This window comes from Streptomyces sp. Tue6028 (assembly GCF_002300165.1).
GTDB classification, from domain to species: domain Bacteria; phylum Actinomycetota; class Actinomycetes; order Streptomycetales; family Streptomycetaceae; genus Streptomyces; species Streptomyces siamensis.
Window position 1 is genome coordinate 301511 of the sequence record NZ_MLCE01000012.1, and the last position, 15957, is coordinate 317467.

A 15957-nucleotide genomic window follows, 5' to 3' on the forward strand; every position below is an offset into this window, starting at 1 on the left:
TGGGGCGGAGACATGAGCGCGGGCGCCGCCCGCCGCCCGCTCCCGCCCGGAGGAGCGAAGCGACGACGGGTGCTTGATGTAGTAGGGAAAGTTTGGCCGCATGGCGCCCTTGTACAGGGGCATCGTCGGCTGCTGCCATGAGTGCTGGGGCAAAGGTGCACTTGGGGGCGGAGCCGATGTCAGACCTCACGGTGAATCCGTGGAAGCGGCACGGCAAGGACAGGCTCTACGTGAACCTGCCGGACGGCACGCCCGTTGCGTGGGCGGACCGGGGTTCCAAGGTCATCACCGTCAAGGTTGCTGAGCATCGGCATGAGGCTGTTGCCTTACTCCGCCAACAGCTTGGTGATCCGGTGACAGTGCGCACCGATCGCCCGGCCTCATCGCCCCCTCGTCGGCCTCGGCCGGCCGAGCCGCCTCAGCAGTCGTCACCCCCGGCGAAGCCCCGACGTGATCGACGCCCTTTGTCGCTGCCCGAACTCACCGTTGCCGATGATCTGGCGAAGAACCCTCCCGGTGCAGCAATTCTCAGCGACATGGCCGTCCGTGGACCGTCGGTTGTCGCGCGGGCTTGGTCCAAGCTGTTGAAGCGCCCCTCGGGCTGGGAGTCGTGGCTCGATGGCCTTGAAGGGGAAAAGAGGGTGGGCCGTGAGCTGGAACGTCTCACCGCTCATGGCTGGCGAGTCCTGCACGGCATCCCCAAGGCCAATGGCGGGGACATCGATCACCTGCTGATCGGTCCCGGCGGGGTGTTCGTCTTCAACACGAAGCGGCACCCTGGCGCTTCGGTCTGGGTCGGTGACGAGGTAGCCAAGGTCAACGGTTCCCCGCACCCGTACCCTGCGGTGAGCAAGGCCGAAGCCGCCTATGTGCGACGGGTGTTGGAACGCTACGCCGGCTTCACACCTGATGTAGTGCCCGTCCTCGCCTTCGTCGATGTCGCCTCGGTGGTCCGCGCACCGACGCAGAACACCGTGCGGACCTACCAGGAACGAGAGGTCTCCGCTCTGGCGCCGGTGACCGGCCGGCTCACGCGCGAACAGGTCGAGTCGCTGTTCGCCGTGGCCCGGCACAGACGCGCCTGGCTCCGCACGGACCCGTCTTCGGTACCTCGTCAGGCCTCGGGTGCTGGGGAGACGTAACAGACAGCGTCGATCTCCTGTCCCTCTCCTAACGCGTGCCTTGCCGTGCCGAGGCGCTGCATCCCCCACCGTTCGTAGAGCCGGATGGCTGCCTTGTCCTTGGTCATCACGTCGAGAACGACCCCCACCCACACCGAGCGGCCTTTCCTCTCCGTGCCCGAGGTGTACCGGCTCGCCGACGCGGTCCCGCCGCACTGCCGCGGCTTGGTGCTCCTGGCCGCGTTCGCCGCGCTCCGCTTCGGTGAGCTGGCCGCGCTCCAGCGCCGGGACATCGACCTGGAGGCCCGTACCGTCTCCGTCCGCCGCTCGTACTCCGAGACCCGGACGGACGGCCTCAAGGTCAAAGCGCCCAAGAGAGCGCTGCGGGTGTGCGCACCGTGGCGTTCCCGGCCTCGCTCGTGCCCGAGCCGGCGCACCACCTGGCCGAGCACGCGGAGGCCGGCCGCACCGGGCTCGTCTTCGCCGGGGCCCGCAGTGGAGTCCTGCGGCGGAACAACTTCCGGCGGATCTGGCTCCGCGCTCTCACCACGACCGGTCTCGGTGACGTCCACTTCCACGACCTCCGGCACACCGGCAACACCCTCGCCGCGACCGGCGGCGCCACCACCCGTGAGCTGATGCACCGCATGGGCCACTCGTCGGTGCGGGCCGCGCTGGTCTATCAGCACCTCGTCAACGGGCGCGATCACCAGATCGCCGACTACGTGGACGGTCAGATCAAGAAGGTGAAGCGGCCTCCGCGCGGCCCATCTGGCACGTAAGTGGCACGACGGCTCCGAGCGGCCGAGAATGATCAAGGCCCAGGCTCACGGACTCCCACCCGCGGACCTGGGCCTTTCTCGTGTCCTGGAACTGGTGGGCGCGGACGGTTTCGAACCGCCGACATCCGCCTTGTAAGGGCGGCGCTCTACCGCTGAGCTACGCGCCCAGGACGAGTCGACAGCCTACATTGCCGGAGGGCGTGCCCCGCAAACCCGTATCGGGGCGGCGCCGGAGGCGCAAGGCGGGCGGGGGGTTATCCCCACCTCGGATTCGGGAGCCGTCCGGATGCCCCCGGGACGGGCCCGGTCCGTACGGTCGAAGGGCGTCGGAGATACGTCCCGAGAGGCCCGGCGCGTGTCGCCGTTCTTCTCAGGGGGAGATCACCATGGCCCGATCCGTCGCCGTCCGCGTGGCCGCCGTCACCGGGGTCGTGGCGGCCCTCGTCGCGACCGCCACCGCCTGTGGCGCGTCCGCCGGGGACGACAAGGAGCCCGAGCACCGCGCGTTCGACCTGCACGGCCGGACCCTGACCGTCGACTCGGACGACTCCGCGCTCGACCTCGTGGTCTCGGACTCCGCGGAGGCCGGCCGGGTCGAGGTCACCCGGTGGTTCCAGGGTCACGTCGTCGTCGGCGGCGACCCCGAGGTCACCTGGGCGATGAAGGACGACGACCGGCTGGTGCTGCGGATGAAGTGCTCGGGCGTGGTCGCCGACTGCTCGGCCCGGCACCGGATCGTGGTGCCGCGCGGCGTCGCGGTCACCGTCGACGACGGGGACGGGCGGGTGACGGCGCGCGGCTTCGAGGAGCCGCTGACCATTCGTACGTCGGACGGTTCGGTCCAGGTGTCCGACTCCTCGGGGCCGCTGGACCTGCGCAGCGCCGACGGCTCGATCCACGCGCTCGGCGTCGGCTCGCGGCAGGTGCGGGCCCGCACCCAGGACGGCTCGGTGCGGCTCGAACTCGCCGCCGTACCGGACCTGGTGGAGTCCCGCAGCCAGGACGGCTCCGTCTCGATCGCGCTGCCCAGGGCGACGTACCGGGTGAACACCGGGAGCGGCGACGGATCGGTACGGGTGTCCGTGCCCCGTGCCGACAGCAGCTCCCACGTCGTCACCGCCCACACCGGCGACGGAAAGATCACGGTGCGAACCGCGAACTGACCGGCCCGTGTGTTCGTCTTCAACCGGTGGGAGAATGACAGCCGGGCAAGGCGGATGACAGCACGGGAGAGGGATGTGACGGCGACACCTGCGCAGCCGTACTCGCCGTTCGAGCCATGCTCACGGTCGGCACACCGCCCACCGGCGCCGGCCCGGACCCGTCGTCGGCCCGCCCACGACACCCTCGCCCTGATCGCCCTTCCTCTGCTGGCCGTTCTCGCGCTGCCCGCCGCCTTCGCGGGCGGCGGTACCCGGCGGTGGTTCGGCGGACGTGCCGAGAGCCAGCGGGCCGAGGCGCAGGCCGCCAAGGACGCCGCCGCCGCCGCGTTCTACGAACTCGACACCGCCCAGCGCGATCTGCGCATCTCCATCGAGACCATCACGGCCGTCGACGACTCCCCCGCCGCGCGCCGCGCGGTCGACGACTTCGAGGCGCTGGGCCGGCGGATCGACGAGGCCAGCCACCGCTACATCACCGCCGTGGACGCCCACGACCTCGACCGGGACGACCTGGAGGCCTCGGCCGCCGTACGGGCCCGCACGGAGCTGACCGCCGCCAAGGACGAGCTGGGCCGGGTCAAGTCCGACCTGGAGCGCTTCGAGCAGGGGCTCGGTCCGCTGCTCGGCAAGGCCGAGACCCAGCTCGCCCGGCTGGCCCCGGCCGTCGAGCGGGCCCGGCAGGCCCTGCTCGCCGCGTCGAACGCGCTGGACGGTGTACGGGGCTCGGGGCTCCGGGCCGACGACCTCGCCGCCCGGCTCGCCGCTCTCGGACCCGAACTGACCAAGCTCAACCAGGGGGCCGGACGGCACGGCGTGCCCGAGACGCTGGAGCGGGCCGAACGGGTCTCGCGGGAGGCGGGGGCGGTACGCGCGGAGGCGGAGCGGCTGCCCGAGCGGGCCGCCGAGATCGACCACCGACTCGTCTCGCTGCGGACCCGCGCGCAGGCGCTGACCACGCGGTCCGGGCAGGTGGAGCCGGTGCTGAGCGAGCTCAGGCGCCGCTTCTCGGCCGCCTGCTGGCAGGACCTCCAGCACGTACCGGAGCAGGCCGCGGAGAGCGTGCGGCAGGCGGAGCTCAAGCTGAAGGAGGCGCGGGCCGCGCGGGACGAGCAGCGCTGGCCGGACGCCACCTCGCTGCTGTCCACGGTGCGTGCGCTGCTGAACAACACGGACGAGGCCGTGTCCGCGGCCGGTGACCGGCTGCAACGGCTGAACGCGGTCGCCAAGGACCCGCAGCAGGAGATCGACCGCACGCGCTTCGCCATCCGTGACGCCCAGCGGCTCGCCATGGCGGGCCGCAGCACGCCCGATCCGAGGCACGCCCGCCCGCTCGACGACTCGGTCGCCCGGCTGGACCGTGCCGTCGCCACGCTGGAGGGCCGCCACCCCGACTACTGGCACTTCCTGACGGAGACGGAGGCCGTGCGGCAGACGGTGGCGCGGGTGGTCTCCCAGATCCGCGAGGAACGCGGCGCGGGCGCCTGATCGACGGGGTCCCGGCCTGGTGCGCCGTGCCCCGGCCGGGGGCGGCGGTGCCCCGGAGGGGTCGGCAGTGCCCTGGCGGTGTGAGGCCGTGCGGCAGACGGTGGCGCGGGTGGTCTCCCAGATCCGCGAGGAACGCGGCGCGGGCGCCTGATCGACGGGGTCCCGGCCTGGTGCGCCATGCCCCGGCCGGGGTCGGCGGTGCCCCGGAGGGGGCGGCAGTCCCCTGGCGGCGTGTGTGGGGCGGGGGGTGCCCCGGCCGGTGTCGGCAGCCCCTCCACAGGTGGGTCATCCCTCCACAGCGGCACAGGTCGGCCGACCCCCGGCGGGTGCCGGTGTGTGCCCTCCGCCGCGGGGCGGAGGCCGTGAGGTACCTGCGGCCGGCTCCCCCCGGCGCTGCCGCCCGGCCGCAGCGCCGCTCTCACGAGGTGAACCGATCCGCGACGGTGCGGGCGCAGAGACTCCGCGCGCCCGCCCGTCCCGGGCTAACCTGTGCGCATGCCTCGCTACGAGTACCGCTGCCGGACCTGCGGCGACACCTTCGAACTCAGCCGCCCGATGGCGGAGTCCTCCGCCCCCGCGGCCTGCCCCGCCGGGCACGACGACACGGTGAAGCTCCTGTCGACGGTCGCCGTCGCCACGGGCGGGTCGTCGTCCGCACCGGCCCCTGCGCCGCGCGGCGGCGGCGGCGGTTGCTGCGGCGGGGGCTGCTGCGGCTGACCCACCGGTCCGAGGGGTTTCCCGGGGACCGGCGGTACGCGACGGCTGCGCTCCCGGGACCGCGCACAGCGAGCCGCGCGCCGCCCCGGTGAGCGAAACGAGAGGTCAGCCCCGCCCGCCGCCGTCGCTGGCGCGTAGGAACTCCCGCAGGATGCGCTCCCCCGCCAGTACTCCCCGTTCCGGGAGTGCGGTGATCGCGGCCGCCGTCCAGTCCGCGTCGGCGAGTTCGCCGTGGCCGGGGCGCCAGCCGCGGTCGGCGGCGAGCAGGAGGTCGGCGTCGAGGAGGGAGTCCCCGGCGGCGAGGGTGAGCTCGGCGCCGGTGCGGCGGGCGATCTCCCGCACGGCGGCGCTCTTGGTGAGCGGCTTCGGCACCGCGTAGATCTTGCGGCCCTGCAACGACACCGTCCAGCCGCGGCCCTCCGCCCACACGGCGAGGTCCTTCACCCATTCCTCGGGAAGCAGTTCGCGCTCCACCACGAGATAGACGAACAGGTCCTCGGCGACCCGGTGCTTGCGCACCCAGGCGGGGTCCGCGGTGGCCTCCAGGTGTGCGCGCACCTCGGCCAGCGGCGCGCACTCCGAGGCGAGCCGCGCCGTCACCTGCGCGTGCCAGTCAGGGTCCGACACCCCGTCGACGAGCAGGTGCCCGCCGTTGGCACAGATCGCGTACGTCGGCGCGGGCCCCGGCAGGTTGATGCGCTGGTACTGCTTGCGGGTGCGGGTCGTGGTGGGCACGAAGTGCGCCGTGTCGCCGAGCCCGGTGAGCAGTCCGGCCGCCGCCTCCGTCATGTACGACAGGGGCTTGCTCTCGTGCACCTCGACGCAGAGCAGCCGGGGCGCCCGCGCGTCGGGCATGGTGAGCGCGAGGGCCGCGGAGGAGTAGATCAGCGTGCGGTCGAGGTCGCTGGCGACGAGCACCTTGGGCGCGGACATCAGGCGGTCACCGCCTTGCCGTCGGCGCCCGTCGCGCCCCTGGTGTACTGCGGGTGGATCAACCCCACGCAGGTGTAGGGGAGTTCGTCGACCTCCTCGACGGGCACGCCGCGCTGCTCGGCGAGCAGGCGTACGTGGTCGAGGTCGGCGCCCGCTCCGGTCCGGGCGAGGATCTTCCAGGGGACGCGTCGCAGCAGGACGCGGGTGGTCTCGCCGACGCCCGGCTTGACCAGGTTCACGTCGTGGATGCCGTACTCCTCGCTGATCCGCTCGACCGCCGCCCAGCCCTCCCAGGTGGGGGTGCGGTCGGCGGCGAGGAGTTCCTTGGCCTGGGCGCAGGCCGCGTCGGCGACGTCGTCGAAGCGGGCCGCGACGGCGTCCAGGAAGTCGGCGGAGACGTCGGAGCCGGCGAGCTCGCGGTAGAACTTCGCGCCGTGGAAGTCGTGTTCGCCGACCAGGTCGGAGCGGAGCACGGTGCGCGAGATCAGGCCCGAGACGGTCGAGTTGAGGCAGGCGGAGGGGATGAGGAAGTCCTCGCGGGTGCCGTACGTGCGGACGCAGGAGCCGGGGTCGGCGAGGACCGCGATCTCCGGGTCGAAGCCGGTGATGCCGTCGGAGGCCTCGAACTCCTCGATGGCGTCGGCGAGTTCGCGGGTGATGGCACCCTTGCCGGTCCAGCCGTCGACGAAGACGACGTCGGCCGGGTCGTGGTGGGCGGCCAGCCAGCGCAGCGCGTTGGCGTCGATGCCGCGTCCGCGGACGATCGATACGGCGTAGTGCGGCAGGTCGAGGTCGTGGCGGTGTTCCGCCCAGCGGCGCATCAGGACGCCGACGGGCGTGCCGGCGCGGGCCAGGGACACCAGCACCGGTCGCGGGGACCGTTCGGCGAGGACGATCTCGGTGACGGCGCCGACGGCCTGGGCGAGGCGGGCGGCGGAGTCGGCGAGGGCCGTGTGGAACAGCTCCTGGTACTGGGCGTTCGGCTGGTACTCGACCGGCAGCGACTCCGCGTAGTGGGCGCCGCCGCTCTGGATCGCCTCCTCGCGCTCCTCGGTCGGCGCCTCCAGGCCGACGTCCGAGAGGTCCTGGAGCAGCCAGCCGACCTCGTCCGGCGCGTACGAGGAGAAGGCGGGGCCGCGGAGGGGCTCGGGGAGCATGGAGGGCCTTTCGGTCGGCGTCCGAGCGGGGACGTACGAGGGGACGACGGCGAGCAGGACGCTCGGTGTGTGCTCCGCGAGCCGGGCCAGCAGGCCGTCGGGGGCGTGCAGCTCCGGGGTGTCGGCGACGGAGTCGACGACGGCGACGACGGCGTCGAAGCCGGCGCCCGCGACGTTGTAGGCGTAGCGCTCGCCGGGGCCGTCGTCGGGGTCGTCGTGGGCGGGGAAGACGATGCGGCTGCGGATGGCGTAGCCGGGGTCGTCGAGGGCGAGGACCGGGGACCGGGTGGTCGTGGAGTACCGCACCTCGGCGGTCACGGCCTGTTCCAGCTCGCGTGCCAGTCTGAGCGGCGCGTACATCAGCTCCTCGAAGCCGAGCACGAGCACCCGGCGCGCGCCGTCGGGGAGGGCGTCGGCGAGCCGCGCGGCCATGGCGGGCAGGGCGCCCTCCAGGCGTATTCGCTGGCCGGGCGTGAATCCGTGCCGTCCGCCGTCGGGGACGCCGCGGGGCCAGCCCAGCTCGACCCGGACAGCCTTCGCGGTGCCGCCGTGCGCGGCCGGGGCGGGTGGCGCCGGCTCGTGGGCGGCGACGAGGGCCTGGCCCTTCTCCAGGACGCCCTCGGGGAGCCGTACGGTGCCCGAGGCCGCGGACACCAGGTCGACGCGCGCCCCGATCTCCGCGGCGAGCTCCTCCAGGCGGCCCAGGTCGGCGGCGGAGCGCATGTCGACGAGGGCCACGACGACGTACCGCTCGCGGGGGTAGCGCTCGTGCAGGGCGCGGACGGTGTTGAGGACGGTGTTGCCCGTGGAGAACTCGTCGTCGACGAGGACCAGGGGGCCGCTGCCGGCCAGCAGGGCGGGGTCCTCGGGCAGGAGGAGGTGCGAGGTGGCGTGCGAGTGGGACTCCTCGAAACCGCCCGCCGTGGCGACGCCCGCGACGGGGCGGCGGGTGGAGTGCAGGTAGGGCGCGAGGCCCAGGCCGTCCGCGACGGAGTGGCCGAGCCCGGTGGCCGTCTCCGCGTATCCGACGACGACGGCGGCGCGGGCGTCCTCGGCGCCCAGCAGGTCGCGGACCCGGCGGCCGAGCGCGAACCCGTGGCCATACACCACGGACGGCGACTGCGGTACGTGCTTGCCGAGGACGTTGGACACGAGGAGGTGGGCGCGCTTGGGGTTGCGGCGCAGGGCCAGCCCCAGCAGCTCGCCGAGCCGCTCGTCCCCGACGAGTTCGACGCCGAGTCGCTCGGCGACCCACGTACCCGTCCACACGACGTCGTTCACAGCGCTGTTCATCGATTCCTTGTCGATCGTGTTCCGCGGGGCCCGGCCGGGCCGGCTCACTCGGGGAGTCCGGCGGCGAGCAGCTCCACGAAGCCGATGTCCTCGTTCGCGACGCCGAAGACCTCGGCGCGCAGCAGCGTGCGCTCCGCCCAGGCGCGGTGCGGCTTCACTTCATTCATCTTGTTCGTGTACGCCGACCGAAGTACACCCCCGCCGCCTCGCTCGGGCCTGAGGATGTCCTGGGCGTCGCTGAACTCCTCGTGACTGACTACGGACAGTGCGTGCACGGGCAGGACGTGCGAGGGGTGGATGCAGGTCTTGCCCTGCAGGCCGTTGGCCTGGTCGAGGGCGATCTCGCGGAGGAGTCCGTCCATGGCGTGCTCGATCAGTGCCTCGCGCAGTTCCTCCGCCTGGCCCTCCAGGAAGGGGCTGCGGCGCAGCTGCGGCTTGAACATGCGCTCCTGGACGCGGAAGTACTCCCAGACCGGTCCGGTCACCGTGAAGCCGGTGCCGTCGGCCCGTCCCAGCATGTTCACCACGTCGGCGATCACGGAGGCGACGACCTGCACGTCGTAGGCCGTCATGTCGGGGGCGCGGCGAAGCCCGTACGAGGAGCAGAAGTCGGTCACGCCGAGGCGCAGGGCGAGCACGCGGTCGCGGTACTTGTCGACGGCGCGGGATATGCCCTCCAGGGTCTCCACGCGCGATTCCCGGTAGAGCAGCTCGGGCGATTCCAGCACGGGCATGGCGAACAGCCGGCGTCCGCTCGCGGTCTCGGCGCCGGTGAGGGCCTCCAGGAAGGGCATGCCGCGTTCCTCGGTGAACTTGGGCATGACGAACCCGGACAGCAGCCGGACGGAGGGGCCGAGGCGCCGGACGAGGTCGGGGATCTGCTCGGGGAAGCGGACCCGGACGAAGAGCAGCGGGAGCTCGCCCGCATCGGCGCGGCCTGCGAGGTCGGCGAACTGCCTGACGAGGTTCTCCTCGGCGCCGGCGACCTCCGCGTCGTCGATGGAGTCCTCCAGGCACAGCACCATGGAGACCACACCGCGTTCGGCCTGCTTGACGATGTCGTCGGCCAGCCGGGGCCTGGTCGCCGGGCTGTACAGCGTGGCTCCGAGGGCCGTGGCCAGGACGCGGGCCGGGGAGTCGGCGGTGAAGACGCTCGGCTCCTGGTGGAAGAGGCGTTGCCGCTCTTCCGGGGCGATGTGACCGAAATGACGCATGAAACTCCCCCGTGGCGACTAGGCGGCCCTACGTGATCTGGCCGGTAATAGTACGTATGGATCCATGTCAGAGGTTCCCACCGAGCATGAAGTTCAGGTAACCCGGCCGTGTCCGGCACCCACCGGTTCCGGGGAGACCCCACGTTGTCGTGACCAGGACCGAGAGGGCAGGATGACCGCATGACGCACGCGATGCTGAAGGGGTCGAACGTCCCGCTGGACGCCACAGCGGTGCGCGCCGTGCTCCGCTGGACGCCCGGGCAGGACGTACCCGATGTGGATGCCTCGGCGCTGCTCCTCGGCCCCGACGGTCGTGTGCGATCCGACGAGGACTTCGTCTTCTACAACCAGCCCCGCCATCCCTCCGGCAAGGTGTGGCGGCTCGGCAAGAAACGCGTCACCGAGGGCCTGACCGACACGATCCAGACGGATCTGGCGGGTGTCGAGTCCGGTGTCGGACAGATTCTGCTGGTCGCGTCGGCGGACGACGTCACCTTCGACCGCGTACGTGATCTGCGCATCGTGCTGTACGACGCCACCGTCGCGGACGGTGAACCGCTGGCGTACTTCGACATCAAGCCGGAGACCGGTGCGGAGACCGCGCTGATCTGCGGTGAGCTGTACCGGCGCGGTGACGGCTGGAAGTTCCGGGCGCTCGGTGAGGGCTATTCCAACGGTCTGGTCGGGCTCGCGACGGACTTCGGCATCTCCGTGGACGAGACGGAGGCCGCGGCGGCGGCCGTGACCGGATCCGGTCCCGACGCCGCCTGGTCGGCGCCCGTGTCCGCTCCCGAGACCTCGGTGCCGCTGCCTCCCGAGCAGCCCGCTCCGGTGCCGCAGCAGCCCTCGTACGGCTATCCGCAGCCGGCCGCCGCGCCCACCGCTCAGCCGGCTTACGGCTATCCGCAGCCGCAGACCGCTCCGGCCGCCCAGCCGGCCTACGGCTATCCGCAGCCGCAGACCGCTCCGGCGACCCAGCCCGCGTACGGCTTCCCGCAGCCGGTGGGCACGCTGCCCGACCCGGACTTCAGGCTGCCTCCGCAGGGGCCGCAGTTCCTCGGGCGTTAGGGCCTGCCTGCGGATTCCGGGCAGGCGGGGACGGCCGGACAGGACCCGGGGCGTCAGCGCTCGACCTTCGACTTGTAGCCGCGGCCCCACTGGAGGCCCCAGCCGTAGAGACGGTCGAGCTCGGCCTGGAAGCCGTAGACGAACTTGACCTCGCGGCGCACGGTCACCTCGCCCTTGTTGCTCTCGATCATCACGACCGCGCAGGAACGGGCCTGCGGATGGCGCTCCTCCAGGCCGATCTCGATGCGCGGTCCGTTGCTCGGGTAGAGCGTGATGATGGCGTGGGTGCGGTCGAAGGCGGGGGTCTGGTCGTAGATGTAGACGAAGACCAGCAGCCGCTTGATGTCGTCACGGTGGTCGAGGTTGACGTAGGCCGTCTCGCCCGACGCCGAGCCGAAGCGGTCGTCGCCGCTGAGCTTCACGTAGGGCGGGACGTTGAGTTCGCCGAAGAAGCTGCCGAGCGGCTGGACCACGCCCTTGGTGCCGTCCGTCAGCTCGTACATGACGCCCAGGTCGAGGTCGACGTTGACCATGCTCTGGGTGTGCGCCTGGACCACTTCCGGCTTGAGGGTGCGGAAGGGATGGCGCAGCACGCTGCCGCGCTGCGGGCCGCCGATGTCGGAGGTGCGCATCCGCCAGGACAGGTTGATGCGCAGGTTGCCGGTGGCCGCGCCCTGCTTGGTGAGCGAGACGGTGTGGTTGCGCTTGGTCAGTTCTATGGAATTGGTGGCGGCGCTGCCGGAGTCGAAGTCCGCCGAGCGTCCGCGCCACAGGTCCTGCCAGATACCCATTTGGCCCCCCAGGTTCCTCGAAAGTGCGGCGGGGCGGCCGCGAGGACTGTTCCTCGTCGGCCGCCCCGCTACAGAGCGTTCCTCGACCGGAGGGGTGTCACACCCCCGATCGTGCCGGGGTGTCACACGCCGGGTCCGGCCGGGGCGTCACACCCCGGAAGAGATCTCAGCCTTCTCGTCCGAGGTCTCGCCTTTTCCCTCGGCCGCGGCGAGCGCCTTGTTGCGGCGCACGGAGGACCAGAAGGACCAGGCGATCAGGACGACACCGACGAGGCCGGTGATGACCTCGTTGATCTCGTACTGGATGGTGACCATGAGGATCACGGCGAGGGCGCCGATCGCGTAGTGCGCGCCGTGCTCCAGGTAGACGTAGTCGTCGAGGGTGCCCTGGCGGACCAGGTAGACGGTGAGCGAACGGACGTACATGGCGCCGATGCCCAGGCCGAGCGCCATCAGCACGATGTCGTTGGTGATGGCGAAGGCGCCGATGACACCGTCGAAGGAGAACGACGCGTCCAGGACCTCCAGGTAGAGGAACATGAAGAACGCGGCCTGTCCGGCGAGGACGATGGCCGGCTTCTTCTTCCCGGTCCGCTCGGCCTCCTCCTCTTCCTCGTGTTCGCGCTCCTCCTCCTCTTCGAGCTTGTCCTCGAAGTAGCCGGAGAGTCCGCCGACGACCATGTACGTGATCAGGCCGGCGATACCGGAGATCAGCACCGTCTGCGCCTTGTCGACGTGCGCGCCGCCGTGCTGGTGGGCGTGCGTGGCGAAGGTGAACGCGGTGATCAGCAGGACGACCAGCGCGATGCAGACCGACAGCATGTCGACCTTGCCGAGCTTGGCGAGCGGGCGCTCGATCCAGCGCAGCCACTGGATGTCCCGGTCCTCGAAGATGAAGTCGAGGAAGATCATCAGCAGGAACATGCCACCGAAGGCCGCGATCGCCGGGTGGGCGTCGGTCACGAGCTCCTGGTAGTGGTCCTTGTTGTTGAGCGCCAGGTCGACGGCCTCGATCGGGCCGATCTTGGCGCTGATGGCGACGATGACGACGGGGAAGACCAGTCGCATACCGAAGACGGCGATCAGCACGCCGATCGTGAGGAAGATCTTCTGCCAGAAGGCATTCATCTTCTTCAGGATTCCGGCGTTGACCACCGCGTTGTCGAAGGACAGCGAGATCTCGAGGACGGCCAGGATCGCCACGATCCCGAAGGCGGTCCACCCCCCGTAGAACGCCGCTGCGACCAGACCGAGCGCGGTAATCGCGAACGACCAGCCGAAGGTTTTCAGAAGCACTGGCTACCCAATCGTGTATGTACGGGTCTCCCCCGCGCCGTACTCGGCTTTACCTAACGTTGACCACGAAGTCTAAAGGGCCGCCGCTCCGGCTGAGGTGGGTGGGCCTAGGAAACATTGACCCCGAAGTCCAGGGCGATGCCCCGCAGGCCCGACGCGTACCCCTGACCGACCGCGCGGAACTTCCACTCGTTGTTGTAGCGGTAGACCTCGCCGAAGATCATCGCGGTCTCCGTCGAGGCGTCCTCGCTCAGGTCGTAGCGGGCGAGCTCCTGGCCGTCGGCCTGGTTGACGACGCGGATGAAGGCGTTGCTGACCTGGCCGAAGGTCTGGCCACGGTTGTCCGCGTCATGGATCGAGACCGGGAAGACGATCTTGTCGACGGTGGCCGGCACCTTGGAGAGGTCGACCAGGATCGACTCGTCGTCACCCTCGCCCTCACCCGTCAGATTGTCGCCGGTGTGCTCCACGGAGCCGTCCGGGCTCTTGAGCTGGTTGTAGAAGATGAACCACTCGTCACCGAGCACCCGGCCGCCGTTGCACAGCAGCGCGCTGGCGTCGAGGTCGAAATCGGCTCCGGTGGTGGAGCGCGCGTCCCAGCCGAGCCCGATCATCACCTGCGTGAGGTTCGGTGCGGCCTTCGAGAGGGAGACATTGCCCCCCTTGGCGAGCGTGACGCCCATGATGCTGGTCCTCCCCGAGGTCTGTCTTTCAGTTGTGCAGCAGGTCCGGCACCGCACGCAAGGGTGCGGTGCCGGACCTCGGAGCCGAAGGCTGTACGGCTCAGACGTTGACGCCGAAGTCCTGCGCGATGCCGCGCAGGCCCGAGGCGTAGCCCTGGCCGATGGCGCGGAACTTCCACTCGGCGCCGTTGCGGTAGAGCTCGCCGAAGACCATCGCGGTCTCCGTGGAGGCGTCCTCGGAGAGGTCGTAGCGCGCGATCTCCGCGCCGCCCGCCTGGTTCACCACGCGGATGAACGCGTTGCGCACCTGGCCGAAGGACTGCTGGCGGTTCTCCGCGTCGTAGATCGAGACCGGGAAGACGATCTTCTGGACGTCGGCGGGAACGGCGGCGAGATTGACCTTGATCTGCTCGTCGTCGCCCTCGCCCTCACCGGTGAGGTTGTCACCGGTGTGCTCCACCGAGCCGTCAGGGCTCTTGAGGTTGTTGAAGAACACGAAGTTCTGGTCGTTGGCGACCTTGCCCTGGTCGTTCGTCAGCAGCGCGCTGGCGTCGAGGTCGAAGTCCGTGCCGGTGGTGGTGCGGACGTCCCACCCCAGACCGACGATGACCGCGGTCAGTCCCGGGGCCTCCTTCGACAGCGATACGTTGCCGCCCTTGCTGAGGCTGACTCCCACGAGTCCTCCCAATGGTGTCCAGGGGCGGGGAGCCCCGAAGTGCGTTGGTATCGGATCAACGTGTCGATCCTAGTGACGGGTTCCCGGACCCCGCAGGGCCTGGAACCGAACAAATCAGAGGGTGTCGAGCGCCTTGACGTACTCGTTCAGGTCACGCGCGTCCGGCAGGCCGTTGACGACGGTCCAGCGGACCACACCCTCCTTGTCGATGATGAACGTGCCGCGCAGCGCGCAGCCCTTGTCCTCGTCGAAGACGCCGTACGCGCGCGAAGTGTTGCCGTGCGGCCAGAAGTCGGAGAGCAGGGGGTACTCCAGGCCCTCCTGGTCGGCGAAGACGCGCAGGGTGTGGATGGAGTCGTTGGAGACGGCGAGCAGCTGGGTCTCCCGGTCCGTGAACTGCGGCAGGTTGTCGCGCAGGGAGCACAGCTCGCCGGTGCACACGCCGGTGAAGGCGAACGGGTAGAAGAGCAGCACCACGTTCTTCTCGCCGCGGAAGTCGGACAGGCGCACGGTGGCGCCGTGGTTGTCCTTGAGCTCGAAGTCCGGGGCCTTGCTGCCGACCTCGATCGCCATGGTCACTCGCTTCCCTTCCGAGGGTCTGTTCGGGTGACGACCACCCTACGCAGGGAGCCGCTCACGACCCTGTGCGGGCGGGCCGCGCGACTTCCGAGGCCACCCGGGCGGCCCCTCGGCGGGGCCGGGGCGGGGCCTGCGCCCGGCCGGCGACGGCGGCCCGGCCGCCGTTCCGGGGCATGCGTGAGGCCCCCGCCGGGTCTGTCCGGCGGGGGCCTGACGCGGTGCTCTGCGGAAGGCGGAGCGGGATCTCAGCGCTTGGACTTGGGCGTGGCCAGGCGGGTGCCCGACCATTCCTTGGCCACGGAGATGCTCTTCGTCTGGGAGAGGCCGGCGGTCTGCGCCGCATCGCTGATGTCGCTGGGTTCGACGTATCCGTCCCGGCCGGTCTTCGGGGTCAGCAGCCAGATCATGCCGCCGTCCTCAAGGAGACCGATGGCGTCCACCAGTGCGTCCGTGAGATCGCCGTCCTCGTCCCGGAACCACAGCAGCACGACGTCGGCGACGTCGTCGTAGTCCTCGTCGACCAGATCCTGGCCGATCAGCGATTCGATGCCTTCACGGAGCTCGTGGTCAACGTCGTCGTCGAAGCCGATCTCCTGGACCACCTGTCCGGGCTCGAACCCCAGCCTGGCGGCCGGGTTGGTCCGCTCCTCCGCGTGGTCCGCGGTCGCGCTCACGGCTTGCCTCCTGATCATGTTTCGGAATTAGGGCCTCCCCCGGCTCGTCAAGAACTCGGGGAAGTCTCAGCCACGCGCGTGCGCGAAGCGTTGGCCGTAGTCCACACGGGCCGGGCGGATCGCGCAAGTACCCGGCCGTCGAGACCGCCGAAACGGTGACGATCCCGGCGCTGTCGACGCAACCCACGGCCCGCCACGAGTACACCGCGTGACACACACCACACCCTTCTGCCCCTTTTACGAGTTTCGGAACCCTGCGGACGTACGAGTGCCGAACGACTTTGCGGAACGCGTCATGGAGTGAGCGTATCGTTACGTTTTGGCC

General features: G+C 70.7%; 15 protein-coding genes and 1 tRNA gene. 6 read left to right on the top strand and 10 right to left on the bottom strand.

The annotated features are described in order from the left end of the window. Positions 1-176: 176 nt before the first annotated feature. Positions 177-1142 (top strand): nuclease-related domain-containing protein, encoded by a 966-nt coding sequence (locus BKI49_RS10915; protein ID WP_095934134.1) that lies wholly within the window; start codon positions 177-179, stop codon positions 1140-1142. Positions 1143-1510: 368 nt separating this feature from the next. Then, entirely contained in the window at positions 1511-1903 is a 393-nt protein-coding gene (locus tag BKI49_RS10925) for a tyrosine-type recombinase/integrase (protein ID WP_257004703.1), read from the top strand. A gap of 92 nt (positions 1904-1995) precedes the next feature. On the opposite strand, the gene BKI49_RS10930 is transcribed toward BKI49_RS10925, so the two are convergent. Next, a tRNA-Val gene (locus BKI49_RS10930) sits at positions 1996-2070 on the bottom strand. A gap of 219 nt (positions 2071-2289) precedes the next feature. Between BKI49_RS10930 and BKI49_RS10935 the strand changes: the two genes are divergently transcribed. From BKI49_RS10935 to BKI49_RS10945, 3 genes are all read left to right on the top strand, one after another. After that, positions 2290-3066 carry a DUF4097 family beta strand repeat-containing protein gene (locus BKI49_RS10935; protein WP_095934033.1) on the top strand — a complete coding sequence of 259 codons (777 nt, stop codon included), beginning with the start codon at positions 2290-2292 and terminating at the stop codon, positions 3064-3066. Positions 3067-3141: 75 nt separating this feature from the next. Beyond that, positions 3142-4551 carry a coiled-coil domain-containing protein gene (locus BKI49_RS10940; protein WP_095934034.1) on the top strand — a complete coding sequence of 470 codons (1410 nt, stop codon included), beginning with the start codon at positions 3142-3144 and terminating at the stop codon, positions 4549-4551. 495 nt (positions 4552-5046) lie between these two features. Next, entirely contained in the window at positions 5047-5268 is a 222-nt protein-coding gene (locus BKI49_RS10945; protein WP_095934135.1) for an FmdB family zinc ribbon protein, read from the top strand. Positions 5269-5373: 105 nt separating this feature from the next. Here the strand turns inward: BKI49_RS10945 and BKI49_RS10950 are convergent, their stop codons facing one another. Genes BKI49_RS10950 through BKI49_RS10960 form a run of 3 tightly spaced genes read right to left on the bottom strand, consistent with a single transcriptional unit; the run spans position 5374 to position 9865 of the window. Further along, entirely contained in the window at positions 5374-6201 is an 828-nt protein-coding gene (locus BKI49_RS10950; protein ID WP_095934035.1) for an HAD family hydrolase, read from the bottom strand. Then, on the bottom strand, positions 6201-8651 hold the full coding sequence (locus BKI49_RS10955; protein WP_095934136.1) for a phosphoribosyltransferase: 2451 nt from the start codon (positions 8649-8651) through the stop codon (positions 6201-6203). The genes BKI49_RS10950 and BKI49_RS10955 overlap by 1 nt, the downstream gene beginning before the upstream one ends. A gap of 44 nt (positions 8652-8695) precedes the next feature. Then, entirely contained in the window at positions 8696-9865 is a 1170-nt protein-coding gene (locus tag BKI49_RS10960; RefSeq protein ID WP_095934036.1) for an HpcH/HpaI aldolase/citrate lyase family protein, read from the bottom strand. A 180-nt stretch (positions 9866-10045) separates the two neighbouring features. On the opposite strand from BKI49_RS10960, the gene BKI49_RS10965 reads away from it, so the two are divergent. After that, positions 10046-10933, top strand: a complete 888-nt coding sequence (locus tag BKI49_RS10965) for a TerD family protein (protein WP_095934037.1) — start codon at positions 10046-10048, stop codon at positions 10931-10933. Between the two features lie 53 nt (positions 10934-10986). On the opposite strand, the gene BKI49_RS10970 is transcribed toward BKI49_RS10965, so the two are convergent. The 6 genes from BKI49_RS10970 to BKI49_RS10995 form a co-directional block, all read right to left on the bottom strand. Further along, entirely contained in the window at positions 10987-11724 is a 738-nt protein-coding gene (locus BKI49_RS10970; protein ID WP_095934038.1) for a TerD family protein, read from the bottom strand. A gap of 147 nt (positions 11725-11871) precedes the next feature. Beyond that, positions 11872-13020 (bottom strand): DUF475 domain-containing protein, encoded by a 1149-nt coding sequence (locus BKI49_RS10975; RefSeq protein WP_095934039.1) that lies wholly within the window; start codon positions 13018-13020, stop codon positions 11872-11874. Between the two features lie 107 nt (positions 13021-13127). Continuing rightward, positions 13128-13703 (bottom strand): TerD family protein, encoded by a 576-nt coding sequence (locus BKI49_RS10980; RefSeq protein WP_028800923.1) that lies wholly within the window; start codon positions 13701-13703, stop codon positions 13128-13130. 100 nt (positions 13704-13803) lie between these two features. Further along, positions 13804-14379, bottom strand: a complete 576-nt coding sequence (locus BKI49_RS10985) for a TerD family protein (protein WP_028800924.1) — start codon at positions 14377-14379, stop codon at positions 13804-13806. A 114-nt stretch (positions 14380-14493) separates the two neighbouring features. Continuing rightward, positions 14494-14952 carry a peroxiredoxin gene (locus BKI49_RS10990; RefSeq protein WP_095934040.1) on the bottom strand — a complete coding sequence of 153 codons (459 nt, stop codon included), beginning with the start codon at positions 14950-14952 and terminating at the stop codon, positions 14494-14496. A 251-nt stretch (positions 14953-15203) separates the two neighbouring features. Further along, a complete protein-coding gene (locus BKI49_RS10995; protein ID WP_095934041.1) occupies positions 15204-15632 on the bottom strand; it encodes a DUF3052 domain-containing protein in 429 nt (142 codons plus the stop codon). Positions 15633-15957: the final 325 nt, after the last annotated feature.